This window comes from Fredinandcohnia onubensis, from assembly GCF_002734215.1.
Classification (GTDB): Bacteria; Bacillota; Bacilli; order Bacillales; family Bacillaceae_L; genus Ferdinandcohnia; species Ferdinandcohnia onubensis.
The window spans coordinates 145,232-165,891 of record NZ_NSEB01000011.1 but is presented as its reverse complement, the minus strand read 5'-3'; the positions used below and the strand labels follow the sequence as shown (position 1 = coordinate 165,891).

The 20,660-nt window shown below is 36.6% G+C and carries 24 protein-coding genes; all 24 read left to right on the top strand.

What is annotated here, in order from left to right:
* The first annotated feature begins 16 nt into the window (after positions 1-16).
* The 24 genes from dprA to cheY all read left to right on the top strand — a co-directional run bounded on the left by dprA (position 17) and on the right by cheY (position 20,635).
* Positions 17-898 carry a DNA-processing protein DprA gene (gene dprA / locus CKK03_RS13190; protein ID WP_099363027.1) on the top strand — a complete coding sequence of 294 codons (882 nt, stop codon included), beginning with the start codon at positions 17-19 and terminating at the stop codon, positions 896-898.
* Between the two features lie 147 nt (positions 899-1,045).
* Positions 1,046-3,178 (top strand): type I DNA topoisomerase, encoded by a 2,133-nt coding sequence (topA, locus tag CKK03_RS13185; protein WP_099363026.1) that lies wholly within the window; start codon positions 1,046-1,048, stop codon positions 3,176-3,178.
* 160 nt (positions 3,179-3,338) lie between these two features.
* A complete protein-coding gene (gene xerC / locus CKK03_RS13180; protein WP_099363025.1) occupies positions 3,339-4,241 on the top strand; it encodes a tyrosine recombinase XerC in 903 nt (300 codons plus the stop codon).
* A 16-nt stretch (positions 4,242-4,257) separates the two neighbouring features.
* Positions 4,258-4,800 carry an ATP-dependent protease subunit HslV gene (gene hslV, locus CKK03_RS13175; protein WP_099352410.1) on the top strand — a complete coding sequence of 181 codons (543 nt, stop codon included), beginning with the start codon at positions 4,258-4,260 and terminating at the stop codon, positions 4,798-4,800.
* Between the two features lie 13 nt (positions 4,801-4,813).
* On the top strand, positions 4,814-6,211 hold the full coding sequence (gene hslU, locus CKK03_RS13170; protein WP_099363024.1) for an ATP-dependent protease ATPase subunit HslU: 1,398 nt from the start codon (positions 4,814-4,816) through the stop codon (positions 6,209-6,211).
* A gap of 23 nt (positions 6,212-6,234) precedes the next feature.
* Complete coding sequence (gene codY / locus CKK03_RS13165) at positions 6,235-7,014, top strand: GTP-sensing pleiotropic transcriptional regulator CodY (RefSeq protein WP_099363023.1); 780 nt, start codon at positions 6,235-6,237, stop codon at positions 7,012-7,014.
* A 326-nt stretch (positions 7,015-7,340) separates the two neighbouring features.
* On the top strand, positions 7,341-7,736 hold the full coding sequence (gene flgB / locus CKK03_RS13160; protein ID WP_099363022.1) for a flagellar basal body rod protein FlgB: 396 nt from the start codon (positions 7,341-7,343) through the stop codon (positions 7,734-7,736).
* An 8-nt stretch (positions 7,737-7,744) separates the two neighbouring features.
* A complete protein-coding gene (flgC, locus tag CKK03_RS13155; RefSeq protein ID WP_099363273.1) occupies positions 7,745-8,188 on the top strand; it encodes a flagellar basal body rod protein FlgC in 444 nt (147 codons plus the stop codon).
* Between the two features lie 10 nt (positions 8,189-8,198).
* Positions 8,199-8,498 carry a flagellar hook-basal body complex protein FliE gene (gene fliE, locus CKK03_RS13150; RefSeq protein WP_099363021.1) on the top strand — a complete coding sequence of 100 codons (300 nt, stop codon included), beginning with the start codon at positions 8,199-8,201 and terminating at the stop codon, positions 8,496-8,498.
* Between the two features lie 34 nt (positions 8,499-8,532).
* Positions 8,533-10,128, top strand: a complete 1,596-nt coding sequence (gene fliF / locus CKK03_RS13145) for a flagellar basal-body MS-ring/collar protein FliF (protein WP_099363020.1) — start codon at positions 8,533-8,535, stop codon at positions 10,126-10,128.
* A gap of 11 nt (positions 10,129-10,139) precedes the next feature.
* Entirely contained in the window at positions 10,140-11,159 is a 1,020-nt protein-coding gene (gene fliG, locus CKK03_RS13140) for a flagellar motor switch protein FliG (protein ID WP_099363019.1), read from the top strand.
* Entirely contained in the window at positions 11,152-11,913 is a 762-nt protein-coding gene (fliH, locus tag CKK03_RS13135; protein ID WP_180271247.1) for a flagellar assembly protein FliH, read from the top strand. The genes fliG and fliH overlap by 8 nt, the downstream gene beginning before the upstream one ends.
* A gap of 3 nt (positions 11,914-11,916) precedes the next feature.
* On the top strand, positions 11,917-13,233 hold the full coding sequence (fliI, locus tag CKK03_RS13130; protein WP_099363017.1) for a flagellar protein export ATPase FliI: 1,317 nt from the start codon (positions 11,917-11,919) through the stop codon (positions 13,231-13,233).
* Between the two features lie 5 nt (positions 13,234-13,238).
* Positions 13,239-13,682 (top strand): flagellar export protein FliJ, encoded by a 444-nt coding sequence (fliJ, locus tag CKK03_RS13125; RefSeq protein ID WP_099363016.1) that lies wholly within the window; start codon positions 13,239-13,241, stop codon positions 13,680-13,682.
* An 8-nt stretch (positions 13,683-13,690) separates the two neighbouring features.
* Positions 13,691-14,263 (top strand): MotE family protein, encoded by a 573-nt coding sequence (locus CKK03_RS13120; protein ID WP_099363015.1) that lies wholly within the window; start codon positions 13,691-13,693, stop codon positions 14,261-14,263.
* 39 nt (positions 14,264-14,302) lie between these two features.
* Positions 14,303-15,598, top strand: a complete 1,296-nt coding sequence (locus CKK03_RS13115) for a flagellar hook-length control protein FliK (RefSeq protein WP_245864130.1) — start codon at positions 14,303-14,305, stop codon at positions 15,596-15,598.
* Between the two features lie 12 nt (positions 15,599-15,610).
* The gene (gene flgD / locus CKK03_RS13110) at positions 15,611-16,072 is read left to right on the top strand and encodes a flagellar hook assembly protein FlgD (protein ID WP_099363013.1); all 462 of its coding nucleotides are present in this window, start codon (positions 15,611-15,613) and stop codon (positions 16,070-16,072) included.
* Positions 16,073-16,083: 11 nt separating this feature from the next.
* Positions 16,084-16,455 carry a TIGR02530 family flagellar biosynthesis protein gene (locus CKK03_RS13105; protein WP_099363012.1) on the top strand — a complete coding sequence of 124 codons (372 nt, stop codon included), beginning with the start codon at positions 16,084-16,086 and terminating at the stop codon, positions 16,453-16,455.
* 82 nt (positions 16,456-16,537) lie between these two features.
* Positions 16,538-17,317: a flagellar basal body rod protein FlgG gene (gene flgG, locus CKK03_RS13100; RefSeq protein WP_099363011.1), complete on the top strand. Its 780-nt coding sequence runs from the start codon at positions 16,538-16,540 to the stop codon at positions 17,315-17,317.
* 42 nt (positions 17,318-17,359) lie between these two features.
* Complete coding sequence (locus tag CKK03_RS13095) at positions 17,360-17,554, top strand: flagellar FlbD family protein (RefSeq protein WP_099363010.1); 195 nt, start codon at positions 17,360-17,362, stop codon at positions 17,552-17,554.
* A 22-nt stretch (positions 17,555-17,576) separates the two neighbouring features.
* The gene (gene fliL, locus CKK03_RS13090; RefSeq protein WP_099363009.1) at positions 17,577-18,002 is read left to right on the top strand and encodes a flagellar basal body-associated protein FliL; all 426 of its coding nucleotides are present in this window, start codon (positions 17,577-17,579) and stop codon (positions 18,000-18,002) included.
* A gap of 39 nt (positions 18,003-18,041) precedes the next feature.
* Positions 18,042-19,043: a flagellar motor switch protein FliM gene (fliM, locus tag CKK03_RS13085; RefSeq protein ID WP_099363008.1), complete on the top strand. Its 1,002-nt coding sequence runs from the start codon at positions 18,042-18,044 to the stop codon at positions 19,041-19,043.
* Positions 19,036-20,253 (top strand): flagellar motor switch phosphatase FliY, encoded by a 1,218-nt coding sequence (gene fliY / locus CKK03_RS13080; RefSeq protein ID WP_099363007.1) that lies wholly within the window; start codon positions 19,036-19,038, stop codon positions 20,251-20,253. Before fliM ends, fliY begins: the two co-directional genes overlap by 8 nt.
* A 19-nt stretch (positions 20,254-20,272) precedes the next feature.
* A complete protein-coding gene (cheY, locus tag CKK03_RS13075) occupies positions 20,273-20,635 on the top strand; it encodes a chemotaxis protein CheY (protein WP_099352429.1) in 363 nt (120 codons plus the stop codon).
* The last annotated feature ends 25 nt before the right edge of the window (positions 20,636-20,660 follow it).

Genomic DNA, 20,660 nt, shown 5'->3' with positions numbered 1-20,660 from the left:
AAAAAAAGGAGAATATATGGACAAATTTCGAGAAAAATTAATACACCTTCATCACTGTCGAGGAATAGGTTGGAAATCAATTTATAAAATTCTACAGCATGATTTGACCCTCTCCAATATCTATAAATACTCCCCATCCTTTTATGAAAAAATCCTTCCATTGTCTAAAAATCAACTAACTATTTTTCTAAAAGATTTGCATTCTTTATCAATCCAAAGTATGCTAAAACAATATAGCGATAATAATGTTGGGATTATTACCATATTTGATCAAGAGTATCCTAGACTATTGAAACAGATTTTTGATCCACCATGGGTCATTTATACGCTTGGAGACAAATCCTTATTAAATAGTAAGAAATTATTAAGTGTTGTTGGTTCACGTACACCATCATCAACAAGTTTACAGAGTATGAAAAAGGTCTTAGAACCTTTGATTAAGCAAAATTGGGTATTGGTTAGTGGTTTAGCGCGTGGTATTGATACAATGGGACACCAATTAGCAATCCGAAATAATGGAAAGACAATTGCAGTCATCGCTGGCGGTCTTCATCATATTTATCCTCACGAGAACAAAGAGTTGGCAACTACCATCACTCAGAATCATATACTTATTTCTGAATATCCCCCATCCACAAAGCCTGAAAAATGGCAGTTTCCGATGCGAAATCGAATTATTAGTGGTTTAACTCAAGGAACTCTTGTTGTTGAAGCAAAAGAAAGAAGCGGTTCTTTAATTACCGCTGATCAAGCTCTAAACCAAGGCAGAGAGGTCTTTGCGATACCAGGTTCGATATTAGAACCTTCATGTGTAGGAACAAATAAGTTAATCCAATCTGGAGCAAAATTAGTCCTTACAAGCGAGGATATTTTATCAGAAATTCGTACTTTTGAATAAAAACAACTAGTTAAAATGTATAAAAATAAATTTAACAGTTTGACAAACGGTACATGAATATTTAATAATATGGAGGATTTATTATTAACTTAGGTAAAATTTATTATAAATGGAAAATTAATTTAACCTCTAAGGAGGAAGCGATACATGTCGGACTATTTAGTCATAGTTGAATCACCAGCAAAAGCAAAAACAATTGAGAGATATTTGGGAAAAAAATACAAGGTAAAGGCTTCAATGGGGCATGTACGAGATCTCCCAAGAAGTCAAATGGGTGTAGATGCAAAAAACGATTTTGAAGTAAAATATATTACAATTCGTGGAAAAGGCCCTGTATTAAAGGAATTAAAAACAGCCGCAAAGAAGGCAAAGAAAGTTTATCTAGCAGCTGACCCCGATCGCGAAGGGGAAGCAATCGCTTGGCATTTGGCTCACTCGTTAGATCTTGATATAACCTCTGATTGTCGAGTTGTTTTTAACGAAATTACAAAGGATGCCATTAAAGAGTCCTTTAAACATCCACGTCCAATTAATCAGGCGCTAGTAGATGCACAACAAGCAAGACGTGTTCTTGACAGATTAGTAGGCTATAATATTAGCCCATTGCTATGGAAGAAAGTAAAGAAGGGTTTAAGTGCAGGACGAGTTCAATCAGTTGCAGTTAGATTAATTATTGATAGAGAAAAAGAGATTCAAGATTTTGAACCGGAAGAATATTGGTCAATCAAAGCGAACTTTTTAAAAGAAAATGAAAATGTACAATTTGAAGGGCAATTTTACGGTGTAAATGGAAAAAAATTAGAGTTAACAAATGTGACTGAGGTAGAAGATATCCTTTCTCAAATTGAAGCTGAATTCTCTGGAAGCGATGAAGAGTTAACAGCAGTGATTTCTAAGAAAGCGAAGTCATTTACCATTACTTCTGTCACAAAAAAAGAGCGAAAAAGAAATCCTGCACCACCATTTATTACGTCTTCCCTACAACAGGAAGCAGCACGTAAATTAAATTTCCGTGCAAAGAAAACAATGATGCTAGCACAACAATTATATGAAGGAATTGACCTAGGTAAGGAAGGAACAGTTGGTCTAATCACATACATGCGTACAGATTCAACTCGAATTTCAGATACAGCCGTTGAGGAAAGCTCCCAATATATTGAACAGACGTTTGGAAAACAATTTTTAACAGATACGAAAAGAAAAGAGAAAAAAGGTGCGAATACACAGGATGCTCACGAAGGGATTCGCCCGACTTCAGTTTTCAGAGAACCAAATAGTGTGAAACAATATTTAAGCAGAGATCAATTAAGATTATATAAATTGATTTGGGAACGATTTGTAGCAAGTCAAATGGCTTCCGCAATTATGGATACGATGAGCGTTGACCTAAATTATGGAGACGTTGTGTTCAGAGCCACTGGTTCAAAAGTTAAATTCCCTGGATTTATGAAGGTTTATGTTGAGGGTAATGATGACAATGTTGAAGAAAAAGAGAATATGCTACCTGATTTAAAAGAGGGTGACCGTGTATTTGCTACAGATATTGATCCGAAGCAACACTTTACACAGCCACCTCCTAGATATACGGAAGCTCGACTTGTTAAAACCATGGAGGAACTTGGAATAGGAAGACCTTCCACTTATGCACCAACTCTTGATACGATTCAGAAAAGGGGCTATGTGTCCTTAGATAATAAACGGTTTGTTCCTACCGAATTAGGGGAAATCGTGGATGAGTTAATGCTTGAATTCTTCCCGAGAATTTTAGATGTAAAATTTACAGCGAAAATGGAACATGACCTTGATGAAATTGAAGAAGGAAAAACAGAATGGATCAAAATAATTGATGAATTTTATCAGGACTTTGAAAAGAGATTAGAAATTGCAGAATCAGAAATGAAGGAAGTAGAAATTAAGGATGAGCCTGCAGGCGTGGATTGTGAAAACTGTGGTCATCCTATGGTTTATAAAATGGGTCGCTATGGCAAATTCATGGCCTGTTCCAATTTTCCAGATTGTCGCAATACAAAACCGATTGTTAAAGAAATCGGGGTTCCTTGTCCGAAATGTGAAAAAGGGAATATTGTTGAGAGAAAAAGCAAGAAGAAAAGAATTTTTTATGGTTGCGATCAATACCCAGAATGTGATTTCCTATCTTGGGATAAACCACTTGCTCGGAAATGTCCGAAGTGTGACAACCTGTTAGTTGAGAAAAAACTCAAAAAAGGAATTCAGGTACAATGTGCCCATTGTGATTATAAAGAAGAAACGCAGAAGTAACATGTGGTGGTGAGCAACTTACAGCTCACCACTTTCCATTTTTCATCAGAAAAAAGTGGATTTCTTACGCAATTCAGAATTTTGTAAAAAAATCAGAGTTTTTATTTGCAAGGGCTACTAAATTGTGATAATATTTAGTAGCCCTTGTGAGGTGAAAATATTGGAAGATGTGAACAAATCGTTACAGTTATTCAAAGAATATTTACAAATCGAGAAAAATTATTCAGAATATACTATTGTGCATTATGAACAGTCAATTGAACACTTTTTCTTATTTATGAAACGAGAAACGATCTCAAATCTTACTGACGTAACATATTCCGATGTGCGTTTGTATCTAACTGAGCTTTATAAGAAACAATATGCAAGACGTACTGTTGCAAAAAAAATATCAACATTGCGCAGTTTTTTTAATTTCCTCTTAAGGGAAAAGCATATTTCTCAAAATCCTTTTATTCTGGTGTCATTACCGAAAAGGGAACAAAGACTTCCCCATTTTTTATATGAAGAAGAATTGGAAAAGCTATTTAGAGTATCAGATGTTTCAACTAGCTTAGGGCAACGGGATCAAGCTATACTTGAGTTACTTTATGCGACTGGAATCCGTGTGAGTGAATGCTGTAAGCTTACACTCCAGGACTTGGACTTTTCAACTGGGATTGTGTTTGTTCACGGGAAGGGAAATAAACAGCGATATGTCCCTTTTGGAAGCTATGCTGAACAAGCACTAACGAACTATATATCCATAGGTCGCAAGGAATTACTTGAAAAAGCTTCAGTACATACAAACCATTTATTTCTTAATTTCCGGGGTGGACCTCTAACAACAAGAGGAGTCAGGTTAATCTTAAATAATATGATAAAGAACACATCTTCTACAATTCATATTAGTCCACACGTATTAAGACATACTTTTGCTACACATCTTTTAAACGAGGGCGCTGATATGAGGTCTGTACAAGAACTGCTGGGTCATGAAAGTTTGTCATCAACACAAGTGTATACACATGTTACAAAGGATCATTTGCGAAATATCTATAAGTCCTCACATCCACGTGCATAAGGAGGTTGTTTGAGAAATGTCTAATTTTCATGCAACAACAATATTCGCTGTAAAACACAAAGGAAAATCAGCAATGGCAGGTGATGGTCAAGTTACCTTTGGAAATGCCGTTGTTATGAAACATACAGCAAGAAAGGTACGAAAACTATTTCAAGGAAGGGTTATTGCCGGATTTGCAGGGTCGGTCGCAGATGCGTTTACCCTATTTGAAATGTTTGAAGGACGCCTAGAAGAGTTTAATGGAAATTTGCAAAGGGCAGCAGTTGAACTTGCAAAAGAATGGAGAAGCGACAAAGTTCTTCGTAAATTAGAGGCAATGCTCATTGTGATGGATGAGAAGGATTTGCTTCTTATATCTGGAACTGGTGAAGTAATTGAGCCAGATGATGGGATTTTGGCAATTGGCTCTGGTGGGAATTACGCGCTTTCTGCAGGACGTGCATTGAAAAAATATTCAGGTGATCATTTAACTGCAAGAGAAATTGCAAAAGCTTCATTAGAAATTGCAAGTGAAATTTGTGTGTATACAAATGAAAATATTATAGTTGAGGAACTATAAGGAGGGGACTACTTTGAAGACGAATCTAACCCCAAGACAGATTGTAGAAAAATTAGATCAATACATTATTGGCCAACATGAAGCAAAAAGAGCTGTGTCATTGGCATTAAGAAATCGATATCGTCGTAACCTGCTTAATGAAAAGCTAAGAGATGAAATTGTACCCAAGAATATTTTGATGATCGGGCCAACTGGAGTTGGTAAAACTGAAATAGCAAGACGACTAGCAAAACTAGTTGGTGCACCTTTTATCAAAGTAGAAGCAACGAAATTTACTGAAGTTGGATATGTCGGACGCGATGTTGAATCAATGGTTCGAGATTTAGTAGAAACGTCAGTTCGCCTCGTTAAAGAGGATAAAGTGGTTCAAGTTTCCGAACGTGCTGAGGAAAATGCAAATAAACGAATTGTTGAACTACTTGTCCCAAGCTCTAAAAAGCAAACATCTTATAAAAACCCACTTGAGATGCTTTTTGGAGGCAATAACACTGAGCCTGAAGTAGAGAAAACAAATGAAGAAGAAAGCTTGAGTGAACGAAGAAAGCGAATGGCGCATAAGCTTGCACTTGGTGAACTCGAGGATTATTATGTAACTGTCGAAGTAGAGGAACAACAGGCATCTATGTTCGACCTATTACAAGGCTCTGGTATGGAAAATATGGGAATGAATATGCAGGATGCACTAAGCAACCTCATGCCGAAAAAGCGCAAAAAGCGTAAATTAACAGTTAAAGAAGCTCGTAAAGTCTTAACAAATGAAGAAGCAGCCAAGCTAATTGATATGGATGAGGTAACACAAGAAGCTGTAAACCGTGCTGAACAGTCAGGTATTATTTTTATCGATGAGATCGATAAGGTTGCAGGTAAAAGTCATAATTCTTCTTCTGCAGATGTTTCAAGGGAAGGAGTCCAACGTGATATTTTACCGATTGTAGAAGGTTCAACAGTTGTCACTAAATATGGTTCTGTTAAAACAGATCATATGCTCTTTATTGCAGCTGGAGCTTTTCATATGTCAAAGCCTTCAGATTTAATCCCTGAATTACAAGGTCGTTTTCCGATTCGTGTTGAGCTAACTAAGTTAACAGTAGATGATTTCTACCGTATCTTAGTTGAGCCAGATAATGCACTATTGAAACAATATTCAGCATTATTAGAAACAGAAGGTATACAACTTGAATTTTCTGACGATGCTATTCGTAAGATAGCTGAAGTTGCCTTTCAAGTGAATCAGGATACAGATAATATTGGTGCTCGTCGTCTACATACAATTTTGGAGAGGCTATTAGAGGATTTATCATTTGAAGCGCCGGACATTACGATGGAACAAATCACAATTACTCCTCAATATGTCGATGAGAAATTGAGTACAATTGTGAAGAACAAAGATTTAAGTCAGTTTATTTTGTAAGATTATCAGGAGGAACAAGAAAAATGCAATTATTAGAAAGAACTAGAAAAATTAATGCAATGCTGCAAAATGCAGCAGGTAAACCAGTTAACTTTAAGGAAATGTCAGAAACTTTAACCGACGTAATTGGAGCGAATACCTTCTTATTAAGTCGTCGTGGAAAACTTCTTGGTTTTGCCATCAAGCAAACGATTGAAAACGAAAGAATTAAGAAAATGATTGAGGATCGTCATTTCCCTGAAGAGTACACTCAAAGCTTATTCAACATTCACGAAACATCATCTAATCTCGATATTGAAAGTGATTATACTGCTTTTCCAATCGAGAATAAGGAATTGTTTAAGAATGGATTAACAACGATTGTACCTATAATCGGTGGTGGAGAACGATTAGGAACACTCATCCTTTCAAGACTAGATGAAAGATTTGAAGATGATGACCTTATTTTAGCTGAATATGGTGCAACAGTTGTTGGTATGGAAATTCTCCGTGAAAAAGCGGAAGAAATTGAAGAAGAAGCTAGAAGTAAAGCTGTTGTGCAGATGGCGATCAGCTCATTATCTTATAGTGAATTTGAAGCAATTGAACATATCTTTGAAGAGTTAAATGGCAACGAAGGATTACTAGTTGCAAGTAAAATTGCAGACCGCGTGGGAATTACAAGATCAGTTATCGTTAACGCATTAAGAAAGCTTGAAAGTGCTGGTGTAATTGAATCTCGTTCACTAGGAATGAAAGGTACGTACATTAAAGTACTAAACGATAAATTCTTACTTGAATTAGAAAAACTAAAATCACATTAAATAATAAGAAAAACGAAGATGGATTTCCCATCTTCGTTTTTTTATTTGTATGATTATCATAAAAGCGATTCGTAACATAATTTGTCGATTATTTGAAGTGGAAATATGTACTTGACGATTTTTGTAAAAAACAGATGAAACTCCTCCTATGAAATTCTATAATTATAAACAGAAACCATGAGTAGAAAGTCCTAAATTGTCGAAAATTATCACTTTTTATCGTAAGCTTCATAGACAGATAGAATTAATTTCATTACAATGATAAAGGAGTTAATACGATTCGTTATATTTATTCGAATGATAGTACTTTTTTGTGAGGGGTCTATATGAAACTTTTTTCAAATACAATACATTCGCTTGAAAAAGCTTTGGATTATTCAGCTTTAAGACAGAAGGTCATTTCAAATAATATAGCAAATGTGGATACACCAAATTATAAAGCACAAGATGTGAGCTTTAAAAACCTTCTTGCTAATGAGACGGACAGCCTAATGCGAGCTAATCGAACAAATGAAAAACATATGGAATTTACAAACAGCAAACGTTCGAACAGTCCACTCATTGCAAAGAATGATACTGCATATAACCATAATGGTAATAATGTCGATATCGATAAGGAAATGGCACTATTAGCAGAAAACCAAATCTATTATAATGCGATAACACAAAGAATTAGCGGGAAATTCAATACATTAAAAACAGTCGTAAAAGGAGGGAACTAAAGGTGTCAATTTTTCATAGCCTCAATACAAGTAGCTCAGCCCTAACTGCGGGACGACTTAGAATGGACGTTATTTCTTCTAATATGGCAAATGTGGATACAACAAGAGGGAAACTTGTAGATGGGCAGTGGCAACCGTATAGAAGGAAAATGGTTGTTCAGCAGCCACAAGGTAACAGCTTTTCTTCCCACTTATCAAAAGCAATGAATCAATCAAAAGCAGGAAATGGCGTTAAGGTGACAGGTATCGTCGAAGATCAAACCCCATTTCAGCTCGTTTATAACCCAGATCATCCTGAAGCAAATGCTGACGGATATGTGGCTCTTCCGAATGTAGACCCTCTAAAGGAAATGGTCGACCTGATGAGTGCTACTAGATCCTACGAAGCGAATGTAACAGTTTTTAATGCGTCAAAAGGAATGTTAATGAAAGCTTTAGAAATAGGAAAATAGGTGATTAGTCATGATTGATAAGATAAATATTGCAACATCGCAGGTTTTGTCGAAGCCTATTATGCAGCCAAAGACTGCGAATGCTGTTCAAAAGGAATTTAGCAGCTTTTTAAAAGATGCCATAAATAATGTAAATGAAGCTCAACAGACTTCGGATAAAATGACCGAAAAGCTTATTAAGGGTGAAAATGTAGATTTACACCAAGTAATGATTGCTTCTGAGAAAGCTAGTGTGTCATTGCAAACGACACTTCAAATTCGAAACAAAGTTGTGGAAGCATACCAAGAAATCATGAGGATGCAGGTTTAATCCGGGATTTAAATATTCTACTTAGGGGTATGTCATGAAAGAGAAACTACTATTATATAAGACAAAAATAGGAGAGTTTTGGAAAAAACAGTCCGGCTTTCAAAAAGCTACAATAATTGGGTTGCCATTGCTTTTCATTTTCATTATTTCGCTTACTGTGTTTTTTACAACGAAAACAAACCTAGTTCCTATGTATAGCAATTTATCTCCACAGGAAACAGGGCAAATAAAAGCGACGTTAGATTCAAGAGGAATTCAATCTGAAATAGCGGATAATGGATCGACCATTAAGGTTCCAGAGGAATTGGTAGAACCCTTAATGGTCGAACTTGCGGCAGAAGGAATACCGGATAGTGGTAACATTGATTATTCATTTTTTGGTCAAAATGCTGGTTTTGGGATGACCGATAATGAATTTAATATGTTAAAACTAGAATCCACTCAAACTGAATTAGCAAATATGATCAAGAGCATCGATGGGATAAACGATGCGAACGTTATGATCAGTATGCCAAACGAAGGGATTTTTGTGAAGGATAGCCAAGCAGAGGCTTCCGCATCAATCGTTCTTAACACGAAACCTGGATATAAGTTGGACGCACAGCAAATAAAATCCTTATATCACTTAGTTTCAAAAAGTATTCCTAACTTGCCTACTGATAATATCGTCATAACGAATCAAAACTTTGAGTATTTTGACTTAGAAAATGAAGGAAATGTATCAGTTGTTGGAAATGTAGCCTCACAGCTTGATTTGAAACGTGAGATTGAAAGAGATATTCAAAGACAGGTACAGCAAATGCTTGGAACGATGATGGGACCAGATAAGGTTTTTGTATCTGTTACTACGGATATTGATTTCACACAAGAAAACCGTCAAGAAAATTTAGTCACACCAGTTGACCCTGAAAATATGGATGGGATCGAAATTAGTGTTGAGCGTATTACTGAAACCTATACAGGTGAAGGGGCACAGGCCGGTGGAGTTGTTGGGACCGGAGAAACAGATATTCCATCCTATAATGCTGATGGACAAGCTGGTAATGGGGATTATGAACGAATCGAAGAACGTGTGAATAAAGATGTGAACCGTATTACAAAAAATATTGTTGAAGCACCTTATAAAATTAGAGATTTAGGAATCCAGGTAATGGTTGAAGCGCCAGACCCGAAAAATCCGACCACTATGCCACAGGAAAGTGTCGATGATATCGAGAGAATATTGAGCACTATCGTAAGTACTAGTATTAACCAAGATGAAAATACTGAATTAACACAAGAAGAGATTCAGGATAAAATTGTCGTTTCTGTTCAAGAATTTAGTGGGAAAACGACCACTGTTACTGAATCACCTACCATTAAAGCAATCCCTTTATGGGTTTATATTGTAGGTGGTATTTTAGTCCTTGGCCTAATCATTCTATTATTCTTATTTTTACGTAAAAAGAAAGAAACAGAGATTGAAGAAGAAATCCCTCAATCAGCACCTGTATTCTTTGATCATATTCCAGACGTTAATGAAGAAAAAGAATCGGAAACAACGGTTAGAAGAAGGCAATTGGAGAAGCTTGCGAAAGATAAACCTGAAGATTTTGCGAAATTATTACGTTCTTGGTTAGCAGACGAGTAGGAGGTGGAGAAATGGCAAAACGAGATATGCAAATGGGACTTACTGGAAAACAAAAAGCGGCCATTCTCCTCATTTCACTTGGCCCGGATGTTTCAGCTTCAGTGTATAAGCATCTTTCAGAGGAAGAGATTGAGAAACTAACATTAGAAATTTCAGGCGTTCGCAAGGTGGAAGCCAATACGAAAGAACAAATTATGGAAGAGTTCCATCAAATTGCGATGGCCCAAGACTATATCACTCAAGGTGGGATTGGGTATGCAAAAACAGTACTCGAAAAAGCACTGGGTGAGGAGCAAGCAGGAATTATCATTAATCGACTAACATCTTCATTACAGGTTAAACCGTTTGATTTTGCAAGGAAAGCAGACCCAGGTCAAATTTTGAATTTCATTCAAAATGAACACCCACAGACAATTGCCTTAATTTTATCGTATTTGGATTCAAGGCAGGCTGCACAAATATTATCTGAATTGCCGCAAGAAGTTCAAGCAGATATCGCAAGAAGAATCGCCATTATGGATCGAACTTCACCTGAGATTATCAATGAGGTTGAACAAATCTTAGAGCGAAAACTCTCTGCTACAGTGACACATGATTATACACAAACAGGTGGTATTGAGGCAGTTGTCGAGGTATTAAATGGTGTCGACCGCTCGACTGAAAGAACGATATTAGATGCACTCGAAATACAAGATCCAGAACTTGCTGAAGAAATTAAAAAGAGAATGTTTGTATTTGAAGATATAGTGACACTTGATAATCGTGCAATCCAACGCGTGATTCGGGATGTTGAGAATGAAGATCTTATGCTTTCCCTTCGTGTTGCAAGTGAGGAAGTCAAGGAAATTGTCTTCAAAAACATGTCGAAGCGAATGGTTGAAACATTTAAAGAAGAAATGGAATATATGGGGCCGGTTCGATTGCGTGACGTTGAAGAAGCACAAACTCGTATAGTAACGGTTATCCGTAGACTCGAAGAAGCAGGTGAAATTGTCATCGCTCGTGGCGGAGGAGATGATATTATTGTCTAACGTAATTAAGTCAGGTTCATTGCAGACGACAAATGATTCTCCTAAGAGAGTTATCGGACTTAAAGTTCTACAAACAAAAGAGACGAATCAAGTCGAACCACAGCTAAATCCACAGTTAGTCTCTCAAGAAATAATAGATGAGGCTAGAGAACAAGCGGATAAAATTGTGAAAGATGCGATTTCCTATTCCAACTCACTTAGGCAACAAATATTAGTAGAAAAACGTGAATGGGAAGAAGAAAAACAATTGTTAAGCAAAAAAACATCAGAAGATGGCTTTCAAGCTGGATTGATTGAGGGTAGAGAACATGGCTATCAAGAATATAGAGATTTACTTTCTGAGGCTCGTAAAATTATTGATCGATCAAAGCAAGATTATGATCAATACCTTGATTCTTCCGAAGAAGTCATTGTTAAGCTCGGCTTGACAGTAGCAGAAAAAATTATCGGGTCTCATCTTTCTGAGAAACCGGAGGACTTTGTTTTTCTTGTTAAAAAGGCGACGAAAGAAGTAAAGGAACATTCTAACATTACAATTCAGGTCAGCCCACATTATTTTCAATATGTAATAGAGCAAAAAGAGGAGTTAATTGCCATCCTTAATCGGGAAACTGATCTTTTTATCTATCCGAATGAAGATTTCAAAGAAGCAGATTGTGTGATTGAATCATCCTTTGGAAAGATTAATGCAAGTGTAGACATTCAGCTTACAGAGATAAAAGAAAAACTTCTTTCTTTGCTATTGGAGGAATAGTTTGTGAAGGCAATCGAGCTGCTAGATCAAATCCATACAATCGATGCATATAAGCGGTACGGTAAGGTGACGAGAGTTGTTGGCTTAATGATAGAATCTCGTGGGCCGGAATGTTCGATCGGCGATTTATGTCATATTTATGTGGGCTTAACACATAAAAGATGTATTCAAGCTGAGGTAGTCGGTTTCCGTGAGGAGCATGTAATCTTAATGCCATTTTCAAATGTGAAGGATATTTCACCAGGCAGCATTGTCGAAGCGACTGGCAATCCACTAGATATAAAAGTAGGCTCAGGTTTACTTGGTAAAGTATTAGACCCGTTAGGACATCCCCTTGATGGAAGTGGACTGCCTCGAGGATTGTCGTCGGCACCTACTGAACAGGATCCTCCTAACCCACTATCTCGTCCTCCAATTCAAGAGCCAATTGAGGTTGGTGTCAAAATGATTGATACCCTTTTAACGGTTGGTAAAGGACAACGTGTTGGTATTTTTGCAGGGAGTGGTGTTGGTAAAAGTACATTATTGGGAATGGTTGCTCGAAATACAACTGCTGACATTAATGTAATTGCACTTGTTGGAGAGCGTGGTCGAGAGGTAAGAGAGTTTATAGAAAAGGATTTGGGTGAAGAGGGTCTTAAAAGATCGATTCTTGTGGTGGCAACTTCAGATCAGCCAGCTCTTCTTCGAATTAAGGCAGCAATGACTGCTACAGCGATTGCAGAGTATTTCAGGGATAAAGGTTTAGATGTCATGTTAATGATGGATTCTGTCACCCGAGTTGCAATGGCAAGCAGGGAAATTGGCTTAGCGATTGGGGAACCACCAACCACAAAGGGATATACACCGAGTGTGTTTACAACACTTCCTAGACTATTGGAGAGAACTGGTACCAATCATTTAGGTTCAATTACTGCTTTTTATACAGTACTGGTAGACGGTGATGATATGAATGAACCGATTGCGGACACGGTCCGGGGTATACTTGATGGGCATTTTGTTCTTGATCGAAGTTTAGCTAACAAAGGTCAGTATCCTGCAATAAATGTATTAAAATCGATTAGTCGTGTAATGAATCAAATTACATCAAGCGAACATAAATCTTATGCTGAAAAAATTAGAGGGATTTTGGCCACTTACCTCAATTCAGAAGACTTAATCAATATTGGGGCTTATAAAAGGGGTTCTTCAATTGAGGTTGATGAAGCAATCAGGTATTATCCAAAGATTCTTTCTTTCTTAAAACAACAAACTGATGAGAAATTCACGTTTGAAGAAAGTTTACACTTATTGGCACAATTGGCCGAAAAAGGTGAATAAAACAAATGAGTTATAAGTTTAAATTTCAAAAAGTTATGTCGATAAAAGAAAATGAGAAGAATCAAGTTCTCTCAGATTATAAATCATCTGTTAAAGAATTCGAAGAAGCTGCAGAAGCTTTATACGATTCTTTAAAAAAGAAGGAAATACTAGAAGAAAATCAAAGACAGCAGCTACAAAGTGGTTTATCCATTCAGAGCATTCGGCAACAACAGTCTTTCATTACTGGCTTAGAAAAAACAATAATGTATTACCAAAATCTTGTTATAAAAGCAAGGAACAAAATGCAACAGCTACAAACATTGCTAACCGAAAAAAATATTGAGGTTAAGAAATACGAAATCATGCATGAAAAAGATTTTGCTATACATGAGGGACTATTAAAAATGCAAGAAAGTCATATGATGGATGAAATTTCAATCCAACAATATATGTCAAAAGGAAGATAGGTGATCAAATGGAGACAAACGAAAAAGAATACAGCAGATTTCAATGGTTCCTGTTTGTCATTCTTATACCGTCTATCTTTACTTTAGTTGTAGTTTTTGCACTTCTTTCTGTTGCTGGTTTAAAGCCACTTGGAGCTATGAAAGATTTCGTTGCCAAAGTACCAGCAATTAGTTCTCTTATTAGTGATGAAAAAAAAGAGCAGAATCCAGAAGAGGATGAAATAGCAATCGCTGATTTAGAGTCTGAGATACAGGAAAAAGAAAAGAAAATTACGCAATTGGAAAATGAATTGGTAACAAAGAGCGATGAAATTGAGACATTAGAGAATGAAATTAATAACCTTTCAGATGAGCTTGCAAAACTCCAGGAAGAACGTTTAGCTAAAAGCAAATCATTAAATGAATTAACCAAAATGTATGAGCTGATGTCTCCGAAAAATGCGGCAAAAATTATTCCAAATTTAAAAGAAGATGAGGCAAGGGAGATACTTACAAGTATTGATACAGAAAAACTAGCCGCAATCTTTGAAAAAATGTCGCCTGAGGATGCAGCGAAATTCACTCAATTAATTACCCAATAATGGTTGGACAGACTTGAAAGGAGGTGAAGTAATGTGAATATGGTAGTGAATTTGGAACCATCAACAGGAACAATTAGAAAGGCTGTTAATTCAAGTCTGGGTAATGGCTTACTCCAAGGAAATAGTACTTTACAATTGTCTTTTCGCGAAAAATTAGATGCTATTACAGAGAGCGATCCTAAACTTTTCAAAGATTCTAAGCTAAAGCTTACTCCTAGTTTTGGCGCAGTAAAAGAAGAGGATTCCTTATCTATGGCTTCAACCAACCAAGTTTTATCTGAATTTCAGTCTTTTATAAAGGAAGAATTCGATTTATCTGTTTTAGAAGATGTATTTCTTACACTTCCATCTGATTTGGTCGACCAAATAAAAGGATTTATCACTGGAATTCAAAATGGTGAAATCAAGCTGGAAGTTGGACAAACGTATGGAGAGGCTGAACAATCTGCATTGCTTTTAGTCGTTACACATTTAGTAGAAGAAAAACCAGTCATCGATAGCGTTGATCTATTAAAACTACTAAAGCAAATGAAGATCGCGTCTAACGAGGAATTGACTACAAGTCCTCAAGTTTCAAAGGACCCAACCGATTTAAAGTCACTTAAGCTTATTCAAGAGTTGATGCAATCGCTAGAAAACAAGACTGCTTTAGTCGAGAAACCATTGACTGAATCTCAGTCGCGTCTTCAATATTTGCAAACTGTGCACTCGAGATATTTTGCGGCACCAAAAGGGATTGAAACGACACAGGCGGTTACAGCTGATAAATTAATGCAAAAAGCAAGTTCACACCAAGTTATAGGAACTTCAAATGAAGCCATTTCTGTAGGTGATATCAATTCCAACCAATTTTCTAAGGTTGAGCAATTTACTTTACACGTTGAACAAACGAGTAAACCGTTACCGAATCAGCAACAATTCATTAAACAGTTTCAAAACATCCTAGCAAGAAGTAGCTTTTTGAATAGCGGCGGGCAACAAAAATTATTAATTAACTTATATCCAGAACATCTTGGTTCACTACGAATTGAAATTCTTCAAAGTGAAGCAGGTATGATTGCAAGAATCTTGGCTTCAACGAGTCAGGCAAAGGATTTAGTAGAGTCACAGTTAACAAACCTAAAACATACCTTCTTAGCACAAAACATTTCGGTCGAAAAAATTGAAGTTTCAACACAGCTTCAGTATCAAACTGAAAGAAATCTGCAAAGAGAAAATGAACAACAAGGTCAGCAATCAGGAGGACAACAGAAGGAACAAAATAATCAAGAACCTAATGAGGATGTTTCCTTTACAACTGCTCTATTGGATGAGCTCGTCAATATTAAAGTTTAGGTGGTGATGAATGTGACTACAAAAATAGATTCAAGTCTTTACCTTTCAAATCTGAAGCAAGAAAGAAAAACTGGAAATGATATTTTAGGAAAAGATGATTTCTTGAAAATTTTAATGACACAGCTCCAAAACCAAGATCCGATGAATCCAATGGAAGATAAGGATTTTATTGCTCAAATGGCGACTTTTACTTCACTTGAACAAATGACAAATATGAATAGTACGTTAGAGAAATTCGTGACTAGCCAGAAGGGTGAACAGCTTTTAAAATATAGCTCTATGATAGGAAAAGAAGTTGAATACAGCTTTAAAACTGAAGATGAGAATGGAAATGAAATCATCAATAAAGGACAAGGAATTGTAACATCTGTATCACAAAAATCAGGATATATTGAGCTAGAGTTAAAGGGCGGAACTAAGATTTATAGTGATGAAATTTTAAAAGTGAAGGAGCCTTCTAACGAGGAAGAATAGGAGGTGTAAAGATGGATCATCGTATTCTACAAATACAAAATCATCCTTTGTCATTACAAACACGGAACAAAGTGCAGCATAGAGAGCAGCCTACCGTTTCTTTTAAAGATACTCTAGCAAAAGAGTCAGGCTTAGTAATAAGTAAGCATGCACAAAAAAGATTAGATGAAAGAAACATTAACATTCAAGATTCTAAATGGAAAGAAATCCAAACAAAAATAACAGAAGCAAAAACGAAGGGAATTCGAGATTCATTGGTGGTTACCAATAATGCAGCATTAATTGTAAATGTCCCAAATAATACAGTTATCACAGCAATGAATCGTGATGAAGCAAATTCTCAGATATTTACCAATATTAATGGAACCATTATTTTAGATTAATCATTTATCAGGCTGGACCTTAACAGGAAGCCAAGGTGTGCCGACCGACAGACGCCACCTATAATTGAAAGGGGAAAATAACATGTTACGTTCAATGTATTCAGGAATCAGTGGAATGAAAAACTTTCAAACTAAATTAGATGTAATTGGTAATAACATCGCTAACGTCAATACTTACGGATTCAAGAAGGGGAGAGCAGTATTTTCCGATATGATGAGTCAAACGATTCAAGGTGCAAAAGCTAATGATGGTACAAGAGGCGGTGTAAATCCAAAGCAGGTTGGTTTAGGTTCAACATTATCTACAATTGATACTATTTCTACACAAGGAAGTATTCAATCTACTAACCGTCCACTTGATTTAGCTATTTCCGGATCTGGTTATTTTACTGTATCTGACGGTACAACTGACTTTTATACAAGAGCAGGTAACTTCTATTTAGACGAAACAGGAAAATTAGTAAATGGCAGCGGACTAAATGTTGTGCCAGATATTACAATACCTTCAGATGCCCAAAGTTTTAGTATTGACTCAGCTGGTGTAGTAAGTTATGTAGACAATGCTGGTAATTTACAAACGGCAGGAACATTAGAAATCAGTATATTTGCGAATCCTGATGGTCTTGAAAAATTTGGGGATAACCTTTTTATTGAAACGCTCAACTCGGGAACTCCTACAGCAGTAACAGCTGGAAATGGGGGAAGTGGAAAATTAATGGCTGGTGCTCTTGAAATGTCTAACGTTGACCTGTCTGAAGAATTTACAGAAATGATTGTTGCTCAGCGTGGATTCCAAGCGAACACTCGTATCATCACCACATCCGATGAAATCCTTCAAGAACTCGTAAACCTAAAACGTTAAGGGGGTAAGGGGTTTTAGTCAACACTAAAACCCCGACAAAAAGTGATTACTTTAACGAAATTAAATGATAAAAAGTTTACATTAAATGCATTATATATTGAACAGGTTGAATCCTTTCCTGATACAACCATTACCTTAACAAATGGTAAAAAATTTGTTGTAAAAGAAACAGAAGAGGATTTACATGTGAAGGTTCATGAATTTTATCAAAAAATAAATGTACTTGGCCTTCGTTAATGCTTGGGGAGGATAGGGTGCTATGAAAAATAAGCTTCTTGTGGTAATGGTCATCATTTTAAGTACGATCACATTAGTTGGTACCACTGCATTTGTCATTTTAACGAAGGTGACAGCGGGTGAAGGTGAAAAGGAACCATCGATTGATCAGGTACTTAAAGCGACTGTGGAAATTCCAGAAATTACAACAAAACTATTAAGTGATGATTATATCCGTATATCCTTTAACATTCAAACAGATGGTAAAAAAGGCAAAGAAGAATTGGAGAAACGAGAATTCCAAGTAAGCAACATCATTATTAAGGAACTTTCCAATATGACTTCTGAAGAATTTAAAGGTGAAGAAGGAATTGTGAATCTTGAAAATAGATTAAAGGACCGAATAAATAAATTAATGCAAGATGGTACTGTCGTTAATGTCTATGCGACATCCTTTCTTCCGCAGTAACCAATTTAATTAAATGACGTAATGAGCGGAGGTGGAACCTTGCCTGGTGAAATATTATCGCAAAGTGAAATAGATGCTTTGCTTTCAGCCTTGTCAACCGGTGAAATGAATCCGGAAGAACTAAAGAAAGAAGAAAGTGAGCGTCGAGTTAGAGTATATGATTTTAAGAGGGCGCTTCGATTCTCGAAGGATCAGATTCGAAGTATCACCCGAATACATGAAAATTTCGCACGATTATTAACAACCTATTTTTCAGCTCAGCTTCGAACGTATGTACAAATCACAGTAGGAACAGCTGATCAAGTGCCATATGAAGAATTTATACGTTCGATTCCCAAAATGACCATTCTAAATGTGTTCGAAATGCCTCCACTCGAAGGGCGAGTTTTATTAGAAGTCAACCCTAATATTGCCTATGCCATGCTCGATCGAGTACTTGGAGGTAGAGGAACAGGAATAAATAAGATTGAGAGTTTAACTGAAATAGAAACAAAAATTATGAGTAATATGTTCGAAAAAGCATTTGATCAAGCCAGGGAAGCATGGGCTAATTTAGTTGAAGTTGACCCAATTTTAACTGATTTTGAAGTGAATCCACAGTTCCTTCAAATGGTCTCTCCAAATGAAACGGTTGTTGTTATCTCGCTAAATACTCAAATTGGTGAGACAAGTGGGATGATTAATATTTGTATTCCCCATGTGATTCTTGAGCCAATTATTCCTAAACTTTCGGCACACTACTGGATGCAAACGGCTCCTAGAAAAGAACGGAATACAGAGGAACTGGCCACTATTAAAAACAATCTTAAGGACACAAAATTACCAATTGTTGCAGAATTAGGTACAGCCAATATTGCCATTCAGGAGTTTTTATTATTAGACGTTGGCGATACAATCCAGCTTGACAAAATGATTGAACAGCCAATTGATGTAAAAATTGAAGGTATCCCGAAATTTTATGCGCAGGTTGGTAAGGTAAATAAGAAACAAGCCATTCAAATCCTAAAGGAAATAAAAGAGGGGGGCAGTGAAGATGAATAATGGTAATATGCTATCTCAAGATGAAATTGATGCATTACTTAGAGGTACAGCAGACTTAGACAACGAAGAACCGGTAGCAGACAATAATAGACCCCTTATCGAGGATTTTTTATCTTTAATTGAACAGGACGCACTCGGGGAAATTGGGAACATATCTTTTGGGAGTTCGGCAACAGCTCTTTCTACATTACTTAACCAAAAGGTTGAAATTACTACCCCAAATGTAACGCTTATTCAGAGTTCTCAACTTGCAGATGAGTTTCCTCACCCATGTGTAACGGTCTATGTAAACTATACAGCAGGTTTTACAGGAACAAATCTGTTAGTCATTAAACAAAGTGATGCATCCATCATTGCTGATTTGATGCTTGGTGGGAACGGTCTTGCAGCACCAACACACTTAGGAGAACTTCAATTAAGTGCTGTACAAGAAGCGATGAATCAAATGATGGGTTCTGCCGCAACTTCAATGTCAACTGTCTTTAGCAAGAAAATTGATATTTCTCCACCTAGCATTGACATGCTTGACATGAGCCATAGCAACGGTGTAGAAAATCTTCCGCTTGATGATATTTTAGTGAAGATATCATTTCGATTAAAAATTGGTGAACTTATTGATTCCACAATCATGCAACTCGTGCCAGTTCAATTTGGAAAAGACCTTGTTGGAGAGCTTCTCTCCCCACAGGCAGAAGTGGCAGCCCCAACAATGGAACGATCGTCTTCCCATGTTGACGATGAGATGTTAATGCAGAATCAACATAATACTGATCACCATGATGTACAGAATACATCCTATCAACCGACTCAGCATGTTCAACAACCTGAATATAATCAGCCAGTTTCAAATAGTGGCCCGCAGCATCTAGGAGGATTCCAGGTGAAACAACCCGAAATTCAACCTGCGGTGTTCTCAGAATTTGAATCGATCCATTTACAAGAAGCTGAATCTAGAAACCTAAATATGTTACTCGATATTCCACTTCAGGTTACGGTCGAATTAGGTAGAACCAAACGTTCGATTAAAGAAATTCTTGAATTGTCTGCGGGTTCCATAATTGAGTTGGACAAGCTTGCGGGAGAGCCGGTAGATGTTTTAGTAAACGGGAAACTTATCGCACAAGGTGAAGTAGTTGTTATTGAAGAGAACTTTGGTGTTAGGATCACCGATATTATTAGCCAAAGTGATCGATTAAAAAAATTGAATTAAAAAGTAGGGGGCTATTCTAATGGCACACAGAATTCTTATTGTAGATGATGCAGCATTTATGAGAATGATGATTAAGGACATCCTAACTAAAAATGGATACGAAGTTGTAGCAGAAGCAGCCGATGGAGCACAAGCTGTTGAAAAGTATAAAGAAACTCAACCTGACCTCGTAACAATGGATATTACGATGCCAGAAATGGATGGAATTACAGCATTAAAAGAAATTAAAAAAATTAATCCAAATGCAAAAGTTATTATGTGTTCAGCTATGGGCCAACAAGCCATGGTTATTGATGCCATCCAAGCGGGTGCGAAGGATTTTATTGTAAAGCCATTTCAAGCAGACCGTGTGATTGAAGCTATCAGCAAAACACTAAGTTAACAATAACTTACCGAATAATATAACA